This window comes from Streptomyces sp. Z26, from assembly GCF_003665095.1.
GTDB classification, from domain to species: domain Bacteria; phylum Actinomycetota; class Actinomycetes; order Streptomycetales; family Streptomycetaceae; genus Streptomyces; species Streptomyces phytohabitans.
This window is the reverse complement of record NZ_RCHV01000002.1, coordinates 4,759,573-4,777,566: the sequence shown is the minus strand read 5'-3', so window position 1 is coordinate 4,777,566 and position 17,994 is coordinate 4,759,573. Positions and strand designations below refer to the sequence as shown.

The 17,994-nt window shown below is 74.7% G+C and carries 15 protein-coding genes and 1 pseudogene; 9 read left to right on the top strand and 7 right to left on the bottom strand.

Annotated features, from left to right (window positions below):
- Positions 1–96: 96 nt before the first annotated feature.
- The 7 genes and pseudogenes from D7M15_RS20830 (at position 97) to D7M15_RS20800 (ending at position 6,534) form a co-directional block, all read left to right on the top strand.
- Positions 97–1,026 carry a diiron oxygenase gene (locus tag D7M15_RS20830; protein WP_121518898.1) on the top strand — a complete coding sequence of 310 codons (930 nt, stop codon included), beginning with the start codon at positions 97–99 and terminating at the stop codon, positions 1,024–1,026.
- Between the two features lie 43 nt (positions 1,027–1,069).
- Positions 1,070–1,798 (top strand): TetR/AcrR family transcriptional regulator, encoded by a 729-nt coding sequence (locus D7M15_RS20825; RefSeq protein WP_121518897.1) that lies wholly within the window; start codon positions 1,070–1,072, stop codon positions 1,796–1,798.
- A gap of 55 nt (positions 1,799–1,853) precedes the next feature.
- A complete protein-coding gene (soxR, locus tag D7M15_RS20820) occupies positions 1,854–2,330 on the top strand; it encodes a redox-sensitive transcriptional activator SoxR (protein ID WP_121518896.1) in 477 nt (158 codons plus the stop codon).
- A 4-nt stretch (positions 2,331–2,334) separates the two neighbouring features.
- Positions 2,335–2,712, top strand: a complete 378-nt coding sequence (locus D7M15_RS20815) for a hypothetical protein (protein ID WP_240649399.1) — start codon at positions 2,335–2,337, stop codon at positions 2,710–2,712.
- Between the two features lie 306 nt (positions 2,713–3,018).
- Positions 3,019–4,044 (top strand): annotated as a pseudogene (locus D7M15_RS20810) (chitinase); the annotation flags it as partial.
- Positions 4,045–4,079: 35 nt separating this feature from the next.
- Positions 4,080–4,952, top strand: a complete 873-nt coding sequence (locus D7M15_RS20805) for a protein kinase (protein WP_127201780.1) — start codon at positions 4,080–4,082, stop codon at positions 4,950–4,952.
- A 241-nt stretch (positions 4,953–5,193) separates the two neighbouring features.
- Positions 5,194–6,534 (top strand): NlpC/P60 family protein, encoded by a 1,341-nt coding sequence (locus D7M15_RS20800; RefSeq protein ID WP_127201779.1) that lies wholly within the window; start codon positions 5,194–5,196, stop codon positions 6,532–6,534.
- Here the strand turns inward: D7M15_RS20800 and D7M15_RS20795 are convergent.
- From D7M15_RS20795 to D7M15_RS20780, 5 genes are read right to left on the bottom strand one after another with little or no spacing between them, the layout of a single operon-like run.
- Positions 6,495–7,769: a styrene monooxygenase/indole monooxygenase family protein gene (locus tag D7M15_RS20795; RefSeq protein WP_121518892.1), complete on the bottom strand. Its 1,275-nt coding sequence runs from the start codon at positions 7,767–7,769 to the stop codon at positions 6,495–6,497. The two genes, D7M15_RS20800 and D7M15_RS20795, sit on opposite strands and share 40 nt — an antisense overlap.
- 27 nt (positions 7,770–7,796) lie before the next feature.
- Complete coding sequence (locus tag D7M15_RS20790) at positions 7,797–8,363, bottom strand: ATP/GTP-binding protein (protein WP_240649701.1); 567 nt, start codon at positions 8,361–8,363, stop codon at positions 7,797–7,799.
- Between the two features lie 31 nt (positions 8,364–8,394).
- Positions 8,395–8,796 (bottom strand): DUF742 domain-containing protein, encoded by a 402-nt coding sequence (locus D7M15_RS28575; protein WP_165906172.1) that lies wholly within the window; start codon positions 8,794–8,796, stop codon positions 8,395–8,397.
- The gene (locus D7M15_RS28570) at positions 8,793–9,266 is read right to left on the bottom strand and encodes a roadblock/LC7 domain-containing protein (protein WP_240649700.1); all 474 of its coding nucleotides are present in this window, start codon (positions 9,264–9,266) and stop codon (positions 8,793–8,795) included. The genes D7M15_RS28575 and D7M15_RS28570 overlap by 4 nt, the downstream gene beginning before the upstream one ends.
- A 56-nt stretch (positions 9,267–9,322) precedes the next feature.
- Positions 9,323–12,142 carry a nitrate- and nitrite sensing domain-containing protein gene (locus D7M15_RS20780; protein ID WP_165906304.1) on the bottom strand — a complete coding sequence of 940 codons (2,820 nt, stop codon included), beginning with the start codon at positions 12,140–12,142 and terminating at the stop codon, positions 9,323–9,325.
- A 469-nt stretch (positions 12,143–12,611) separates the two neighbouring features.
- Here D7M15_RS20780 and D7M15_RS20775 point away from each other — a divergent pair, with 469 nt between their 5' ends.
- Positions 12,612–13,490: a protein phosphatase 2C domain-containing protein gene (locus D7M15_RS20775; protein ID WP_121518889.1), complete on the top strand. Its 879-nt coding sequence runs from the start codon at positions 12,612–12,614 to the stop codon at positions 13,488–13,490.
- A gap of 47 nt (positions 13,491–13,537) precedes the next feature.
- Here D7M15_RS20775 and D7M15_RS20770 read toward each other — a convergent pair whose 3' ends face one another.
- Positions 13,538–14,134 carry a MarR family transcriptional regulator gene (locus tag D7M15_RS20770; protein WP_121518888.1) on the bottom strand — a complete coding sequence of 199 codons (597 nt, stop codon included), beginning with the start codon at positions 14,132–14,134 and terminating at the stop codon, positions 13,538–13,540.
- Positions 14,135–14,433: 299 nt separating this feature from the next.
- Between D7M15_RS20770 and D7M15_RS20765 the strand changes: the two genes are divergently transcribed.
- Positions 14,434–15,297, top strand: coding sequence for a lysozyme (locus D7M15_RS20765; RefSeq protein ID WP_121518887.1), 864 nt, complete (start codon positions 14,434–14,436; stop codon positions 15,295–15,297).
- 192 nt (positions 15,298–15,489) lie between these two features.
- Here D7M15_RS20765 and lon read toward each other — a convergent pair whose 3' ends face one another.
- Positions 15,490–17,949 carry an endopeptidase La gene (lon, locus tag D7M15_RS20760; protein ID WP_121518886.1) on the bottom strand — a complete coding sequence of 820 codons (2,460 nt, stop codon included), beginning with the start codon at positions 17,947–17,949 and terminating at the stop codon, positions 15,490–15,492.
- Positions 17,950–17,994 lie beyond the last annotated feature (45 nt).

Sequence of the window (17,994 nt, the reverse complement as noted above, 5' to 3'; positions counted from 1 at the left end):
TTGACGTGCTTGCTGACGCGCAGTCTCATAAGAGACGGCCGCAAAGGTGACCACCGGTAACCCGGACGACGACTTCGCAGCGAGGTGTCCCCAGCGATGACGACGATGACCGAGAACGAGGTCCTCCGGGACGCGCTCGGCCTGCTCAAGGACCGGGAGCAGGTGGCCGAACGCCTCCTGGAGTCCTCCCGCAAGCACTCCTTCGACCCCGACACCGAACTCGACTGGGACGCCCCCTTCGAGGACGGCAAGTGGTTCTGGCCCCCGGAGCTGGTGTCCCTCTACGACACCCCCCTGTGGCGGCGGATGTCCGAGGAACAGCGCTTCGACCTGGCCCGGCACGAGGCAGCGTCGCTGGCGTCGCTCGGCATCTGGTTCGAGGTGATCCTGATGCAGCTGCTGGTCCGGCACATCTACGACAAGCCGCTGACCAGCTCGCACGTGCGGTACGCGCTGACCGAGATCGCCGACGAGTGCCGCCACTCCATGATGTTCGCGCGCATGATCACCAAGGCGGGCGCGCCCGCGTACCCGGTCAGCCGGACGCACCACAACCTGGCGCGGGTGCTCAAGACCATCTCCACCACGCCGGGTTCGTTCACCTGCACCCTGCTGGGCGAGGAGATCCTCGACTGGATGCAGCGGCTGACGTTCCCGGACGAGCGCGTACAGCCCCTCGTCCGCGGCGTGACCCGTATCCACGTGGTGGAGGAGGCCCGGCACGTGCGGTACGCGCGGGAGGAGCTGCGCCGCCAGATGGTCAGCTGCCCGCGCTGGGAGGCCGAACTCACCCGGCTCAGCTCCGGCGAGGCCGCGCGCGTCTTCTCCGTCTCCTTCGTCAACCCGCAGGTGTACGCGGACGTGGGCCTGGACAAGCGGGAGGCGCTCGCCCAGGTGAAGGCCAGCGGGCACCGGCGCGAGGTGATGCAGCAGGGCGCGAAGCGGCTCACCGACTTCCTGGACGAGATCGGGGTGCTGCGGGGCGCGGGCCGCCGGATGTGGAAGAGCTCGGGACTGCTCGCCTGAGGGCGTACGGGACACGGACGCCGGGGCGGCTACGCTGCCCGGTATGAGCGCCCCGGCGTACCGCAGACTCAGCGTCGAGCAACGGCGCACCCAGCTGATCGAGGCGGCGCTCGGCCTCTTCGCGCACCAGCTGCCGGAGGACGTCTCCCTGGACGGGGTCGCGGCGGCGGCCGGGGTCTCCCGGCCGCTGGTGTACCGCTACTTCCCGGGCGGCAAGCAGCAGTTGTACGAGGCCGCGCTGCGCTCCGCCGCCGACGAACTGGAGCGCTGCTTCGACGAGCCGCACGAGGGGCCGCTCGTCGAACGGCTCGGCCGCGCCCTGAGCCGCTACCTGCGGTTCGTGGACGAGCACGACACCGGCTTCATGGCGCTGCTCCAGGGCGGCAGCGTGGTGGAGACCTCCCGTACGCACGCCATCGTGGACGAGGTGCGGCGCACCGCCGCCGAGCAGATCCTCGCGCACCTGGGGGCACCCGAACCCGGGGCGCGGCTCCGGCTCATGGTGCGGACCTGGATCAGCGCGGTCGAGGGCGCGTCGCTGATCTGGCTGGACGAGGACAAGCAGCCGCCCGTGGAGGGGCTGCACGACTGGCTGCTGGACCACTTCGTGTCCCTGTTGACGATCACGGCGGCGGGCGACCCGGAGACGGCGGCGATCGCGCGCCGCGCGCTGGCGCGGGAGGAGGCGGACGGGCGGGTGGCCGGGCTGGTGCGGCGGCTGCTGCCGGTCGTGGCGGACGGCGCGCACCTGCTGGCGCCGCCGGAGGGCTGAGCGCGGCCCCCCGGGCGACTTAAACGCAGCTTCAACAACGGGCTACGCTGGCCGCATGTCGACTCACCTCTCCTGGAACGCCAAGGAAGCCACAGTCGGCGAACTGGCCGAACGCGCCGGGGTCGCCACCTCCGCCCTCCGCTTCTACGAGCGCGAGGGCCTCATCCGCAGCAGGCGCACCAGCGGCAACCAGCGCCGGTACAGCCGCGACACCCTGCGCCGCGTCGCGTTCATCCGCGCCTCGCAGCGCCTCGGCATCCCGCTCGCCGCCATCCGCGAGGTGCTGTCCCTGCTCCCCGACAACCGCACGCCCAACCGCGAGGACTGGGCGCGGGTCTCGGAGTGCTGGCGCGGCGACCTGGACCAGCGGATCAGGCTGCTCCAGCAGTTGCGCGACAACCTCACCGACTGCATCGGCTGCGGTTGCCTCTCTATCGACGTGTGCGTGCTGGCCAACCCGTACGACCAGCTCGGGGACGAGGGGCCGGGCGCCCGTCGGCTGGCGCAGCCCTGCGCCCCGGACGGGGAGTGAGCGGGTGCGGAGCGAGGACACGGCGTTCACCGGCGGCCCGCTCGACGGCCGGGCGCTGCCGGTGCTGCTGGGACCGACGGGGCGGCCGCCCGCGACGTACGAGGTGCCGGTGCCGGGGGTGGACGGCGGGGCGGGGACGGTGCACGTGTACCGGCTGGAGGCGGCGTCGGTGACGCCCCGGCTGCGGCTGCCGCGCGGCTGGGTCTACGTGTACGACCCGGACGCGGACGCCGCGGAGCGCCGCCCCAAGTGGCCCTGGAGCGGCCGGGGTTCGCGGGCGGCGCGGCGCCGGGCCGCCGGGTCGGACGGGGTCACGGGCACGGACACCGGCGCGGACCGGGACGGGGACGGGGACGTGAACAGTTCTGGTACGGACCATTGACACACACTGGTCTAGTCCTGTTTGCTCCCTGACCAGGGCCGCCGCCCGGGATGGCTCCCGCACACGAAGACTTCCGGGCGGTGCGCCGACCAGCTCGACCGTACGTACGCCCCACCCGCACGTCCGACGTCGACCCAGGAGCGTCCCCCCATGCACCATCGCCGCCGCAGTATCCCGCACACCCGCACGCTCGCCGCCGTAGTGGCCGGAGTCGTCGGCACGGGACTGTTCATCTCCGGCGCGTACGCCGGCCAGTCCGACGGTTCGGACGCGCCAGCCGCCACCGGCGCGAAGACGAACGCCGCGGCAGCCGACCTGCCCGAACACGCCCTCGTCGGCTATCTGCACACCAGCTTCGCCAACGGCTCCGGCTACACGCCGCTCTCCGAGGTGCCCGACAGCTGGGACGTCATCCAACTCGCCTTCGGCGAGCCCACGTCCACCACCTCGGGCGACATCCAGTTCCAGCTCTGTCCCAAGGACGAGTGCCCGAACGTGGAGTCGGAGGACGAGTTCAAGGCGGCCGTCAAGGAGAAGCAGGCCGCGGGCAAGAAGGTGCTGCTCTCCATCGGCGGCCAGAACGGCCAGGTGCAGCTGAAGGACGAGGCCGCGCGGGACAAGTTCGTGGAGTCCGTCAGCGGGATCATCGACCGGTACGGACTCGACGGCCTGGACATCGACTTCGAGGGCCACTCCCTCTCCCTCGACCCCGGCGACACGGACTTCCGCGAGCCGAAGACCCCGGTCGTCGTCAACCTGATCGACGCGCTGAAGACCCTCAAGGGCAAGTACGGCGACGGGTTCGCGCTCACGATGGCGCCCGAGACGTTCTTCGTGCAGCTCGGCTACCAGTTCTACGGCCCCGGCCCGGACGGTGCCCAGGACGCGCGCGCGGGCGCGTACCTGCCCGTCATCCACGCGCTGCGCGACGACCTGACGATGCTGCACGTGCAGGACTACAACTCGGGCCCGATCAAGGGGCTCGACGACCAGTTCCACACCATGGGCAACGCCGACTTCCACATCGCGATGACCGACATGCTGCTCACCGGCTTCCCGGTCGCGGGCGACAAGGACAAGGTCTTCCCCGCGCTCGACCCCGGACAGGTTGCCATCGGCCTGCCCGCGTCGGAGTCCGCGGGCGGCGGGCACACCCCGCCCGCCGAGGTGAACAAGGCGCTCGACTGCCTCACCAAGGGCAGCGACTGCGGCTCGTACGAGCCGTCCGGCACCTGGCCGGACCTGCGCGGGCTGATGTCCTGGTCGATCAACTGGGACGCCTTCGGCGAGTGGCAGTTCATGAAGAACTTCGACAGTTATTACGGGTCCTGACCCCGTGAGGGCCCATCGGGCCTAGTCTGCCCAGCGTGTTCGAAGGGATGACGCGCCTCGGTGACGCCGACCCCCGTCGGCTCGGTCCGTACCGGCTGCACGGGGTGCTCGGCTCCGGCGCGCTCGGCACCGTCTACGCCGGGCGCGGTACGCCGGGGCGCGGCGGACGCAGGCGATCCGTGGCGGTTCGGGCGCTGCGCCCGGAGCTGCTGCGGGACCGCTCGCTGCGCGCCCGGCTGCGGCACGTCACGCGGACCCTCGCGGACGAGGTCGCCAGCCCGTACGTGGCCGGGGCCCTGGACTGCGAGCTGGACGGCGAACGGCCCTGGCTGGCGGGCGAGTTGGTGCCGGGCACCGCGCTGGCGACCCTGGTCGCCCGGTACGGGCCGCTGCCGGAGCCGGGGCTGCGCGCGGTCGGCGGCGCCGTGGCCCGCGCGCTGGCGGCGCTGCACGCCGCCGGGGTGCCGCACGGCGACCTGCGCGCGGCCAACGTACTGCTCACCTCCGACACGCCCCGCGTCGTCGACCACGCCCTCGGCACGGTCGTCGGCGACCGCGGCTCCGACGACGGGACGGTCGAGCCGACCGCCGCCGACCTGTTCGACCTGGGCGCGCTCCTCTGCCACGCGGCGGGTGCGCGCCCGTCCCCCCGCGGCCCGGCGTCCGCCGCGCGCGCGGCGCCCGACGTGGCGGCGGTGCCCGAGGCGCTGCGCCCCGCGCTCCTCGCCTGCCTGCGCGCCGCCCCCGGGGCGCGGCCGGAGGCGCACGAGCTGGCGCGGCTGCTCGACCCGGCGGGGCGCGCGGAGCGGGAGGCGACGGAGTGGCTGCCGGAGGCGTACCTGGACGAGATCGTCCTGCGCGCGCAGGACGTACGGGAGTCGCGGGGGCGCCGCTTCCTCGGCCGCTGAGCCGGGGGCGTACGGGTCGGGGCACGGCGCTTTCCCGGTGTCCGCGCGCGCGGACACCCTCCCGTTTCTCGCCCTCCGCGCGCGCGGAGGGCATCGAGCCGCCGGACGGGTGACCACCTACCCGCCGCCCCTCCCCCAACGGGTGACACCTGTCGCCGGATCGCCCAGTCCACCGCGCGCGCGTACCGCACACCTGGCGACGATCGCCTCGGGGCCCCGGCCGGAGGGCGCCGTCGCGGAGGTGAGAGAGCTGATTCCCGTACGGTCCGTCAGCGCGGTGGCCGTGGCCACCGCGGCCATGGTGGTGGTGACCGCCCAGCCGCCGCAGCGGGCGGAGGCGGCGCGGGTGACCGACGCGGCGCGGGCCGCCCGGCACACCCAACCCGCCCAGCACGCAGGGCACACCCGACCGACGCACCCCACAAGCCAGCCGCGGCCGGAGGACGCCGCAGCGCCGGGGGTCGGTGAGCTGCTGGTCCGGATGCGGGCGCTGTACCGCGCGTCCGAGGCGGCCTCGGAGGCGTACGACGGCGCCCGCGAACGGCTGGAGGCCCAGCGGACCCGGGTGCGCGCGCTCGACACGCGGCTGGCCCGTACGCGCGGCGCCGTGGACGCCGGGCGGGCCGAGGCCGGGCGGCTGGCCCGGCAGCAGTACCGGGAACAGGCGGCGGGGCTGCCGCCCTCCGTGCAGGTGCTGCTCGCGGAGGACCCGGTGCGCGCCCTGCAGGGCGGGCACGCCCTGCGGCGGGCGGTGAGCCGCCAGGCCGTCGCGGTGAAGCGGCTGACCAGCGGGGAACGGCGGCGGGACGCGCTCGCGCGCCGCGCGCGCGGCGCGCTGGAGAAGCAGCGCGGGCTGGCCGCCGAGAGCAGGCGGCAGCGCGACACGGCGCAGCGGCGGCTGCGCGCCGTGGAGCGGACGCTGTCCGCGCTGCCACCGGAACGGCTGGAGCGGCTGCGGCGGCTGGAGAGCCGGGAGGGGGAGCGCGCGCAGGAGGCGTTCCTCGCGCGCGGCGCGCTGGGCGACGACGTCCCGGCGGGCGGCGCCCCCGACGGCACGCGGGACGGCGGCGCGGGGGTCGCGGGCACCGAGGCAGGGGGCACCCGCGCTCCCTCCGAACGGGGCCTGCGCGCCCTGGAGTTCGCCCTCGCGCAGCGCGGCAAGCCGTACGCCCCGGGCGGACGCGGCCCGCAGGCGTACGACTCGCCGGGGCTGACCGCCCGCGCCTGGGCGGCGGCCGGGCTGACCCTGCCGCACACCGCCCGCGCGCAGTGGCGGCGGCTGGCGCGCGTGCCGCTGGACCGGCTGCGCCCCGGCGACCTGGTGGTCTACGCGGGCGCCACCCGCGTCGGCCTGTACGCGGGCGACGGCCGCGTCGTACGGTCGCCCCGCCCCGGCGCCCGGGTGGGGCTCTCCCCGGTCGCGGCCGACCCGGTGCTCGGCGCCGTACGCCCGGACCCGGCCGCGCCGCCCCTGCCGTCGTACACGCCCCCGCCCCTGGACACGGATACGGACCCGGGCGCGGGCGGCGACACCGGCGGCGACTACTCCGGCGCGGCACCGCCCGCGACGGACGCCAGATAGCGCTCCGCCGCCTCCGGCTCGTAGAAGAAGTCCTCGAAGTCGGCCGGATCGTCGAACCCGTTGGCGATCCGGTCGGCCACCGGCTGGTGCCGCATCCCGGCGCCCAGCAGCGTGCGCACGTGCGCGGGCGGCGGCGCGAGCATGGTGTTCGTCCACCGGGTGACGTGCAGGGCCTGGGCCCAGTAGCGGTCGAACGTCCGCCGCATCCACGCCTCGTCGAAGGGCAGGTCGCCCCGTTCGACGATGGCCTCCAGATAGCAGGCTGCGCACTTCGACGCGGAGTTCGAACCCTGGCCCGTCACGGGGTCGTTGGCCACCACCACGTCGGCCACCCCCAGCGCCGCGCCGCCACCCGGCAGCCACCCGACGGGATGGCGCACGGTCGGCGCGTACCGCCCGGCGAGGGTGCTCTGACCGTCCGTCAGCTCCACCCGTACGGCCCGCGCGTACTCCCACGGGACGTGCCGCTCCATCAGCTCCAGCACGAGGGACAGGTGCTCGCCCGGGTCGTTGACGCCCTGGAAGACGTCCAGCGGGCCGCCGGGCAGCCCCTCCCAGAAGAGGATGTCGCACCGCCCCGACACGGTCAGGCACGGGATGACGAACAGCTCGCCGACGCCCGGCACCAGGTTGCACCGTACGGCCTCGACGTCCGGCGCGTCCGTACGCGGCAGCAGCCCGTGCACGTACGCGACGGAGAGCGCGCGCTGCGGCCGGTCGTACGGCGAACGGGCCCCGTCCCGCGCGAACATCGACACCAGCTCGCCCTTGCCCGCGGCGACCAGCACGAGGTCGTAGCGGCCCGCGAAGAAGTCGAGGTCCGAGACGGCGGCGCCGTGGATGACGAGCTGGCCGCCGCGCGCCGCGAACAGCTCCATCCAGCCCGCCATCTTCACCCGCTGGTCCACCGACTGCGCGAAGCCGCGCAGGCTGCCGAGCCAGTCGACGGCGCGCGCCGGGAAGTCCGGCGCGGTGCCCGTGGCCGGGTCGGCCGCGGCGACCGAGACTCCGAGGCCCTCGATCACCGGGGCCTTGTCCTCCCAGCAGTGCAGCCCGGCGTCCCGCTCGTGCTGGAGCGCCCGGTCGAACATGACCTGGGTGGACGTGACGCGGCCGTGGCGTATCTCGTCCGGTGTCCGCTGCGACATCACGGTCACCTCGTAGCCCCTGCTCTGGAGCCCGAGCGCGAGCTGGAGGCCGGCCTGCCCGGCACCGACGACGAGTATCTTCCGCATCGCGGATCTCCCTGTGTGGCGGACCCCTCAGACGACGGCCAGCTCCCGCGCGTGGCCCACCAGGGTGACCAGCGTCTCCGCGACGTCCGCGCGCCGCCGCGCGTCGATCACCCGCACCGGCACGCGGTCGGGCACGGTCAGCGCCTCGCGCACGTCCTCCACGGCGTACGCGCGGGTGCCCTCGAAGTGGTTGACGACGACGGCGTACGGCAGCCCGCTGGTCTCGAAGTAGTCGATCGCCGGGAAGCAGTCCTCCAGGCGCCGCGTGTCGGCGAGGACCACCGCGCCGATGGCGCCGCGTACGAGGTCGTCCCACATGAACCAGAACCGGCGCTGGCCGGGCGTACCGAAGAGGTACAGCACCAGGCCCTCGTCGATGGTGATCCGGCCGAAGTCCAGGGCCACCGTGGTCGTGGTCTTGTCCGGCGTGGCGGCGATGTCGTCCGCCAGCTCCCCGGCCCGGGTCATCAGGGCCTCGGTGCTCAGCGGTTCGATCTCGGAGATGGCGCCGACGAAGGTCGTCTTGCCGACCCCGAAGGCACCCGCCACCACGATCTTCGTGGAGGTGGGCGCATGGCCCGGCTCGGCGCGCAGACGCGCGGCGGCGCCTCGCGGGAAGTCCTGTTCACAGTCGGCGGAGTCCACCCAACACCCTTTCCAGCAGTGCGTGATCGGGCGGCCCGAGCCCGTGTCCGGTGCCGTGCACCCGGATACGGCCCTGGTCCGCCAGTTCGCTCAGGAGCACCCGCACCACGCCCAGCGGTATCCGCAGGAGGGCGGATATCTCCGCGACCGTCCGCGTACGGCGGCACAGTTCGACGATGGCGCGGGCCTCCGGCAGCCCCCGTTCCGCGAGCGGGCGCTGGGGCCCGTCGCGCCGCACGGTGCGGCGCGGGGGCAGTTCGGCCGTGGCGACGAAGCTCTCCAGGAGCAGCACCCAGCACGGGCCGGTACGGCCGGTGCCGGGTGGCGCGTACGGACGCACCCGGGCGGGCGCGCGTACGGGCAGTGCCACGGGTTCGTTCACGGACGGGGCTCCTGCTCCGTCCGCTTGTGCTTCCGCTTGCGCGGCAGCGGCGGCAGTTCCGCGCCGGACTCCATCGACCGGCGCAGCTCCGTGCGGAGCTCGGGCGTCAGCAGGTGTCCGGCGCGGCCGACGAACAGCGCCATGTGGTACGCGACGGCGCTCATGTCGCACTCGGGCGCGGCGTACGCGCCGAGCAGCGAACCGTCGCTGATGGACATGACGCACAGGCTGCCGTGGTCCATCGAGACCATCGTCTGCTTCACCACCCCGGCCTCCATCAGCTCGGACGCGCCCGACGTGAGCGAGGCGAGCCCGGAGACGATGGTGGCGAGGTCGGTGCCGTTGTCGCGGGACACGGCCTGCGGGGCGGAGTCCGCCTCGTCGTCGGACGACAGCATCGGGAGCCCGTCCGCGGACACGACGACGACGGACAGCAGTCCCGGCACCTCGTCCACGAGGTCCGACAGCATCCAGCGCAGACTGCGCACTCCGCTGCTGACAGGTGTGTGCTCCGTGGTGGGGGCGTTCACGGCCGAGCCTCCTCTTCGTTCGCACCTCGTTCAGCGGCGATCTCCGCCGCCGCGTCACGTCGGCCCTTCTGCGCGCCTCTCTGCAACCCGCCGAGGCGCCGGCGGAGTTCGTCGGGGTCGGCGCCGCCCGTACGCGCCGGGGGCGGGCCCACGGGGGGCCTGCCCTGGGCCTTCGGCGTGCGCAGGGGCAGCCCCGTCTCCGTGGTCGGCTGGTCCGCGGGCGGTTCCGCATACGGTTCCGCCTGCGGCGGGACCACGGGGGTGCCGCGGCCGGAGCCACCGGGTCGTCCGGGCTCCTCGCGTACGGCGTCCTCCGCGGTGTCGTGCCGCGGCACGTCCCGGTCGGCGGGGACGGCGTCGGCCACGGGTACGGGCGGGGCGACGTTCCGTTCCAGCGCCGGAGGGTGGGGCACCGAGCCGGTGCGGCGCTGCCGTACGGGCAGGCCGCCCTGCGTGTCCCCCGGGTCCGCCGCGGCGGACGCGTCCGTACGGCCGAACGGGCCGTCGGCGTCCGGCACTTCGGGCGCCGCGGGCGTACCGGCTGCGGGGGTCGCGGCGGCCGGGTCGGGGAAGGCCGCGTCCGGGAAGGCCGCGTCGGGGAAGTCGGGGAAGTCCGGCACCACGGGGAAGTCCGGGACGACGGGGAAGTCCGGGACGTCCGCGCCGGGCCCGACGGACCCCGCCGACACCCCCGCGTCCGTCCCCGCCAGCACGTCGAGCGGCAGCACCACCGTGGCGGCGATGCCGCCCCGCGACCGCAACCGCAGCTCCACGCGCAGCGCGTGCCGCGCCGCCAGCCGCGCCGCCACGTGCAGCCCGAGCCCCGTACCGCCGCCGGTCCCGCCGGGCGGCACGACGGCGTACGGGTCGGGGGCGGCCAGCAGTTCGTTCAGCTCCGCGAGGCGCTCCCCGGTCATCCCGGTGCCGTTGTCCCGTACGGACACCATGACCTGGCCGTCCTGGAGCAGCCACGCGGTCAGCTGCGCCTGGGAGCCCGGGGCGGAGAACGTGGTGGCGTTGTCGAGGAGTTCGGCGACGAGGTGGCTCACGTCGTCCGCCGCCTGCTCGGTGACGAACGCCTGCGGCGGCAGCGGCTCCAGCCGTACCCGCTCGTACTGCTCCGTCTCGCTGACCGCCGCGCGCAGCACGTCGAGCAGCGGCACGGGGCCGTCGTGGTGCGGGACCGGCCGTACGGCGCCGGCGAGCGTCAGCAGTCCCTCGCTGTGCCGCCGGGTGCGGGTGGCGAGGTGGTCGAGGGTGAAGAGGGTGCCGAGGCGCGCGGGGTCCGTCTCGTCGGCCTCCAGCGACTCGACGACGCCCAGCAGGCGTTCGATGAGCACGAGCGTGCGCTGCCCCAGCAGCGCCACCGGACTGTCGGGGGACGCCTGCTCCGCCGCGGCCGACTCCCGTGCCAGCGCGGCGTGCCGGGCGCGGAGCCGGTCGGTGTCGAGGGCGGCGACGGCCGGTTCGGGTGTCCCGGCCGGCGCCGGTCCGCGCGGCTCGTCCACCGGGTCCCCGGCCACCGGTTCCGCCGCCGTGGCCGCCACGGCGGCGCGCGCGGCGGCCACGGCGGCCACGGTGGTGGCGGCGCCCTGGCCGCCGTCCGCCGGGGCCGCGCCCTCGGCCCGCCCGGCGGCCGCGTCGGCACCGGTCCGCCCGCGCAACGCGAGCGCGGTGTCCCGCAGTTCGTTCAGCGCGGCGACCACGTCGGCGAACTCGTCGTTCCGGCCGGTGAAGCGCACCGGCTCCGCACCGGCCGGGTCCGCGGCGAGCCGCCGCGCCCCGCGCCGTACGACCGCCAACGGCCGCGCCACGGAACGCGCCGACCACACCCCGGTGCCCAGCGCCACCAGCAGGGCGCCGCCGACCAGCGCCGCCTGGAGTTCCGCCGACGTCACCTCGTCGTCGCGCAGCCCCTCCAGCCGTCGGACCTCGGCGGCGGCGAGCGACGAGTGGACACCGCGCATCAGGCTCACGCGCGCGGTGAGGGCGGCGGCGACGGGTTCGGCGTCCACGTCGGACCAGTCGGCCTGCCCGGGGGTGCTGCGTTCGGTGAGCCGCCGCAGGAACCGGTCGGCGGTGTTCACGTCGCCGCCGGTCACGGTCTTCTCGAAGGTCTCGCGCGGGCCACGGGCGGCCGTCTCCTCGAAGTCGGCCCGCGCGCCCTCGTCCCGTACGCGCGCCAGCTCGGCGCCCGCCATCAGGTCCGGCTGCGAACCGGGCGCCAGCAGGGCGCCCTGGAGCATCCCGCGCGTGCCCGACGCGTGCGCGACCGCGCGGTCGAGGTGCCCGAGCGCGGCGGCGCCGGCCGAGTCCCCGGTGCCGGTGCGGGCGACGGCCTGGAGGCCGCGGATGGTCTCGCTGTACGCGTCGTACGTCGCCAGCGCCGCCTTCTCGCCCCGCTTCTGCCGTCCCGGCTCGGCCAGCCGCGCCAGCCGCTCCCGCAGGGAGGAGGGCAGTGCGTCGGAGCCGCGGACGGCGGCGATCTGCCGTTCCAGCCGGGCCCGTTGGGCCTCGGACAGGCCCGCCTCGCCCGCACCGGCGGCGGCCCGGACGACGCGGTCGTCGCGCTCGTCGGCGAGGGAGTGCGTGAGGGCGATGATCCGCTGGTTGAGTTCCGCGCGGTCGACGCGGTCCTGCGCGTCGGCGAGGGTGCCGGAGGCGGCGAGCACCGTCGGGGCCCCGGCCGCGGCCACGCAGGCGGCGGTGAGCGCGACGGAGACGAGCAGCCGGTTGCGTACGCGTGCCCGTGGCGGCGCCGAGGAGGCCGCCGTGGCGGCAGGCTTGCCAGCTTTCCGAAGTCGGTTCGTCCGCACCCGCGCTCGCAATCTCGTCCCGCCCGGCCCGGGAACGGCCCCGGAGGCGACAGCCCCACTCATGTTGCGCCAGAAGGCTCCCGCCCCGACTGACGACGCACGACCCTTCCAGTGCCGAATTGGGGCGGGCGTGGTTCCCCTGCCCCACCACCCGAAGGAGTGAACAACACGCAGTAGTCGAGGGACAACTCGGATCGCGGCTGCGTACGGGCTCGTTCGCGGACACGGCTGGAAATCCGCGCGGGACCCTGGCAGTATGCGCGCCCGCACCCGCGCCGGGCCCCGACCGCGGGCCGCGCGGGACGCCCGTACGGGCCCGTGCGGCGCCCGCCGTACGGCCTGACCTGCCGTTCCGCCCCCGTGTCACGCCCGCGTCGGCTCCGGCGCCCGCTCCCGTACGCGGGGAACGCGCGACCGCGGGGGGCCTCCGCCGGGCGCTCCGGGCCGGGCCCTCCGGCAGACTGGCGGCATGCGCATCGAGATGGCCAGCGAACCGGGTGACGCGGGACGTCCCAACGAGGACCACACGTCCGTGGCGCTGCCCGCGTCCGGCGACGGCGGGGCGCTCGTCGTACTGGACGGCGTGACACCGCCCGACGACGACGGATGCGCGCACGGGGTTCCGTGGTTCACCTCACGTCTGGGCGGCGCGCTGCTCGAACTCGCCGCGTCCCGGCGGGATCTGACGCTCGCCTCCTGCCTGTCCGAGGCCATTACCCGTACCTCCGAGGCCCACCGCTCAACCTGTGACCTTTCTCACCCACGCACTCCGCAGGCGACGGTGGTCGCGGCCCGCTGGGACGAGGACGTCGTCGAACACCTGGTGCTCTCCGACTCGGTGCTGCTGCTGGAGGGCGTCGACGGCACCGTCACACCGCTGTTGGACACCCGCCTCGACCGACTCCCGGAGAGCGTCCGCTCGTTGGCCGCCGAGGCGCGCGCCCTGCCGCGCGGCTCCGCCGAACGCGCGGCGGCGGGCGCCGTGTACGCCCGCGCGGTCGAGGCGCTGCGCAACTCCCCCTGCGGCGACGGGTTCCACACGGCGGCGGCCGACCCGGACGTGGCGCGGCTCGCGGTGACCGGCACGACGCCACGGGCGGACGTCGGCGCGCTGCTCGGACTGACCGACGGAGCGTCGCGGTGGGTGGAGACGTTCCGGCTGGGCGGCTGGCCGGAGCTGCTGGAACTGGTGCGCAAGGAGGGCCCGTACGCGCTCGTGGCGCGGGTGCGCGAGGCCGAGTCGGCGGACCCGGACGGTACGGCCTTCCCGCGCGGGAAGGCGCACGACGACGCGACGACGGTGTACGTGGAGCTGCCGCGCCCTCAACTGGCCTCGGACGCGCGGTAGTTCACGCCGAGTGAGGCGCACCGGGCCCGGCGGGACCCGGCCGCGCGTCAGTCGTCCGCCGCGCTCAACCCGTTGAACCGGTGCAGCAGGCGGGCGAGTTCGGAGATCTCCGCACGGTCCCACGCGGCCAGCTTCCGCCCGTACCGCGCGCGCCGCGCCCGCCGTACGCGCGTGAAGCGCTCCCGTCCCCCCGGCGTGAACTCGACCAGGGAGGCACGCCCGTCGGCCGGGTCGCGCGAGCGCACCACCAGGCCGAGCGCCTCCAGCGCCGCCAACTGGCGGCTCATCGTGGCCTTCCCGACGCCGAAGTACGTCGCCAGCTCGGTGGCGCGCTGCGGCCCGACGTCCTCCAGCCGTACGAGCAGCCCGTACGCGGCGGGCTCCAGGTCGGGGTGGACCTCGCGGGCCATCTCGCCGGAGGAGGCGCGGGCGCGGCGCAGGAAGACGGCCAACTCCCGTTCCAGGTCGAGGAACTCGGGCCCGTACGGTCCGCCCCCGGCACCGGGGTCGCCCGCCGCGCCGCCCGGCCGACAGCCCTCGGCGCCGCCCGTCGCACCCCCTGCCGCACCGCCCGGCGGATTCGTCGAAGCGTCACCCTCGGTCCCGGCATTGTGCACGTCAGCGCCCTCTCCGGCGTTTCCCATGATGAAAGTTCCCGTCAGCGCACGCGATCGTCGCAGCTCGGCCAGTATTTCGCAGGAGTAGACCAACGGCAGCCCTCGGGCCCTCTTCCACGGGGCATTTCTACGCGCGTACCTTCCTGTGACATGTGCACACCACATCAGGTTCCGTGGTGTGCCGGACCTCCACGACACCTCCGCACCCCACGTCCCCGCACGGCACACCCCGCGTCTCCCCGCACCAGACCGCACCGCACCGCGCACGCCCCGCTCGGCACCACCCCCACGGCACCATCCCCCCACTGAGCCTTCCGGAGGCAGCGATGCCCAGCTACAGATCCGGTTCCAGCCGCTCCACCCACCGCACCGCGACCGCGGTCGGAATGCTCCTCTCCGTACTCGCCCTCCTCCTCACCCTGCCCGGCACGGCCACCGCCGCCCCGGACGACGGTCCGGCACCCGCCGAACCGGCCCCGCGCGGCAACGCGTGGATGGGCATGACCGTGCCGGGGCACGAGGGCGGCCGCGGACCCGACCGCACACCGCCCGGACTCGCGGCCAGCGTGGAAGGCGTCGACGTCTCCAGCCACCAGGGCAACGTCGACTGGAACGGACTGTGGGGCAGCGGCGTCCGCTGGGCCTACGTGAAGGCGACCGAGGGCACGTACTACCGCAACGACTACTTCAGCCAGCAGTACGGCGGCTCGTACAACGTCGGCATGATCCGCGGCGCCTACCACTTCGCCAACCCGAAGGACTCCGGCGGCGCCGCGCAGGCCAACTTCTTCGTGGACCACGGCGGCGGCTGGTCGAAGGACGGCAAGACGCTGCCGGGCGTGCTCGACATCGAGTACAACCCGTACGACGGCAACGACTGCTACGACATGAGCGCCTCCGCGATGGTGAACTGGATCCGCGACTTCACCAACACCTACAAGGCCCGCACCGGCCGCGACGCCGTCATCTACACCACCACGAGCTGGTGGACCGCGTGCACCGGCAACAACGGCGGCTTCGGCGCCACCAACCCGCTGTGGATCGCCCGTTACGCCTCCGCGCCCGGCGGGCTCCCCGCGGGCTGGGGCTTCCACACCTTCTGGCAGTACACCTCCACCGGGCCGATCGTCGGCGACCACAACGTCTTCAACGGCGCGTACGACCGCCTCCAGGCGCTCGCCAACGGCTGACGGCGACGACCCACCGGAGCGGCGCGCCGCCGCTCCCCCGGAACCGGGAACGGCCCCCTCCACCAGGGCGGGAGGGGGCCGTTCCTTCTGCGCCGGGCACGCCCGGCGGGCCGACGGGCCGTCGCGACACCGCCCACGACCCGTACGGCCGCGCGGTGTGAGCGCGCGGCCGTACGTCCCCGGGCGCGTCCGTCACGCCGCGACCGGGAGCTTCGCGGAGCCGGAACCGGAACCTGAACCGTCGGCGGCGGAAGCGGACGCGGGCGTCAGGGCCAGCTCCAGCACCTGCCGCACGTCCGAGACCGGGTGCACGTCGAGACCCGCCAGGACCTCCGCCGGCACGTCGTCCAGGTCCGGCTCGTTCCGCTTCGGGATGACCACCGTGGTCACCCCGGCCCGGTGCGCGGCCAGCAGCTTCTGCTTGACGCCGCCGATCGGCAGCACCCGGCCGGTCAGCGAGACCTCGCCGGTCATCGCCACGTCCGGCCGCACCTGGCGCCCGCTGAGCAGCGACGCCAGCGCGGTGGTCATGGTGACGCCCGCGCTCGGCCCGTCCTTCGGCACCGCGCCCGCGGGCACGTGCAGATGGACGCCGCGCTCCTTCAGGTCCCCGACGGGCAGCTCCAGTTCGGCGCCGCGCGAGCGGAGGTAGGAGAGCGCGATGTGCGCGGACTCCTTCATCACGTCGCCCAACTGCCCGGTCAGCGTGAGCCCGCTGCCGCCGGTCTCCGGGTCGGCGAGCGACGCCTCGACGTACAGCACGTCACCGCCCGCGCCCGTGACCGCCAGCCCGGTGGCCACACCCGGCACCGACGTCCGGCGCTCGGCCGGGTCCTGCGCCGACTCGGGCGTGTGGTGCGGGCGCCCGATCAGCTCGCGCAGGGCGTCCGGCCCGACGGTGAACGGCAGCTCGCGCGCGCCGAGTTCGTGCTCCGCGGCGACCTTCCGCAGGACGCGCGCGACGGCGCGCTCCAGGTTCCGTACGCCCGCCTCCCGCGTGTACTCGCCCGCGAGCTTGCGCAGCGCCGCCTCGTCGAGCGTCACCTCGTCCGGCTCCAGCCCGGCCCGTTCCAACTGCCGCGCCAGCAGGTGGTCGCGGGCGATGGTGACCTTCTCGTCCTCGGTGTAGCCGTCGAGGCGTACGACCTCCATCCGGTCGAGCAGCGCCTCCGGCACGGCCTCCATGACGTTGGCGGTGGCGAGGAACACCACGTCGGACAGGTCGAGTTCGACCTCCAGGTAGTGGTCGCGGAACGTGTGGTTCTGCGCCGGGTCCAGCACCTCCAGCAGCGCCGCCGCCGGGTCGCCGCGGAAGTCCGAGCCGACCTTGTCGATCTCGTCGAGGAGGACGACCGGGTTCATCGAACCGGCCTCCTTCACCGCCCGTACGATCCGTCCGGGCAGCGCCCCGACGTACGTACGACGGTGGCCGCGGATCTCCGCCTCGTCCCGCACGCCGCCCAGCGCGACCCGTACGAACTTCCGCCCCATGGCCCGCGCCACGCTCTCACCGAGCGAGGTCTTGCCCACGCCCGGCGGGCCGACCAGGGCCAGCACGGCGCCGCCACGGCGACCGCCGACGACGCCGAGGCCGCGCTCGTCCCGCCGCTTGCGCACCGCCAGGTACTCCGTGATGCGCTCCTTCACGTCGGCCAGGCCCGCGTGGTCGGCGTCCAGCACCTCCTTGGCGCCCGCGATGTCGTACGCGTCGTCCGTCCGCTCCCGCCACGGCATCTCCAGCACGGTGTCCAACCAGGTGCGGATCCAGCCGCCCTCGGGGCTCTGGTCCGACGACCGCTCCAGCTTGTCGACCTCCTTCAGCGCCGCCTTGCGGACGTCCTCCGGCAGATCGGCCGCCTCGACCCGGGCGCGGTAGTCCTCGCCCTCGTCGCCCTCACCGGGGGAACGCCCGTCCAGCTCGGCCAGTTCCTTGCGTACGGCCTCCAGCTGGCGCCGCAGCAGGAACTCGCGCTGCTGCTTGTCGACGCCCTCCTGGACGTCCTTCGCGATGGACTCCGCCACCTCCTGCTCGGCGAGGTGCTCGCGGAGCGCGTCGACGGCCGCACGCAGGCGGCGCACCGGGTCGGTGGTCTCCAGCAGCTCGATCTTCTGGGCGGTGGTGAGGAACGGCGAGTATCCGGCGTTGTCCGCGAGCTGCGCCACGTCGTCGATCTGCTGCACCCGGTCGACGACCTCCCAGGCACCGCGCTTGCGGAGCCAGCTGGTGGCCAGCGCCTTGTACTCCTTCACCAGCTCCGCGACCGCGCCGGGCGACGGCGCCTCGCCGCCGGGACCCGCGGCGGTCTCCGCGACCTCGCTGCCCTCGACCCAGAGCGCGGCGCCCGGCCCGGCCGTACCGGCGCCGATGCGCACCCGGCGCAGGCCGCGGATCAGCGCGCCGGGGTCGCCGTCGGCGAGGCGCCCGACCTGCTCGACGCGGCCGAGCACGCCGATCCCGGCGTAGTTGCCGTCCACCCGCGGGACCAGCAGGACCCGCGGCTTCTTCCCCTCGGGGGCGGCGGACTGCGCGGCCTCGACCGCGGCGCGCACCTCCGTGTCGGACAGGTCCAGCGGCACCACCATTCCCGGCAGGACCACCTCGTCGTCGAGGGGCACCACGGGCAGGGTGAGTGTGTCGGACGTCAAAGCCATGATCTCTCCCTAGGCAGGCAAGTTGAGCTATGTGGACTCAATGCA

Coding starts and splice junctions, on each gene's coding strand:
- D7M15_RS20830 (WP_121518898.1), top strand. CDS start 97: ATGACGACGATGACCGAGAACGAGGTCCTCCGGGACGCGCTCGGCCTG.
- D7M15_RS20825 (WP_121518897.1), top strand. CDS start 1,070: ATGAGCGCCCCGGCGTACCGCAGACTCAGCGTCGAGCAACGGCGCACC.
- soxR (WP_121518896.1), top strand. CDS start 1,854: ATGTCGACTCACCTCTCCTGGAACGCCAAGGAAGCCACAGTCGGCGAA.
- D7M15_RS20795 (WP_121518892.1), bottom strand. CDS start 7,769: ATGCGGAAGATACTCGTCGTCGGTGCCGGGCAGGCCGGCCTCCAGCTC.
- D7M15_RS28570 (WP_240649700.1), bottom strand. CDS start 9,266: ATGCTGTCGGACCTCGTGGACGAGGTGCCGGGACTGCTGTCCGTCGTC.
- D7M15_RS20775 (WP_121518889.1), top strand. CDS start 12,612: ATGCGCATCGAGATGGCCAGCGAACCGGGTGACGCGGGACGTCCCAAC.
- D7M15_RS20770 (WP_121518888.1), bottom strand. CDS start 14,134: ATGGGAAACGCCGGAGAGGGCGCTGACGTGCACAATGCCGGGACCGAG.
- D7M15_RS20765 (WP_121518887.1), top strand. CDS start 14,434: ATGCCCAGCTACAGATCCGGTTCCAGCCGCTCCACCCACCGCACCGCG.
- lon (WP_121518886.1), bottom strand. CDS start 17,949: ATGGCTTTGACGTCCGACACACTCACCCTGCCCGTGGTGCCCCTCGAC.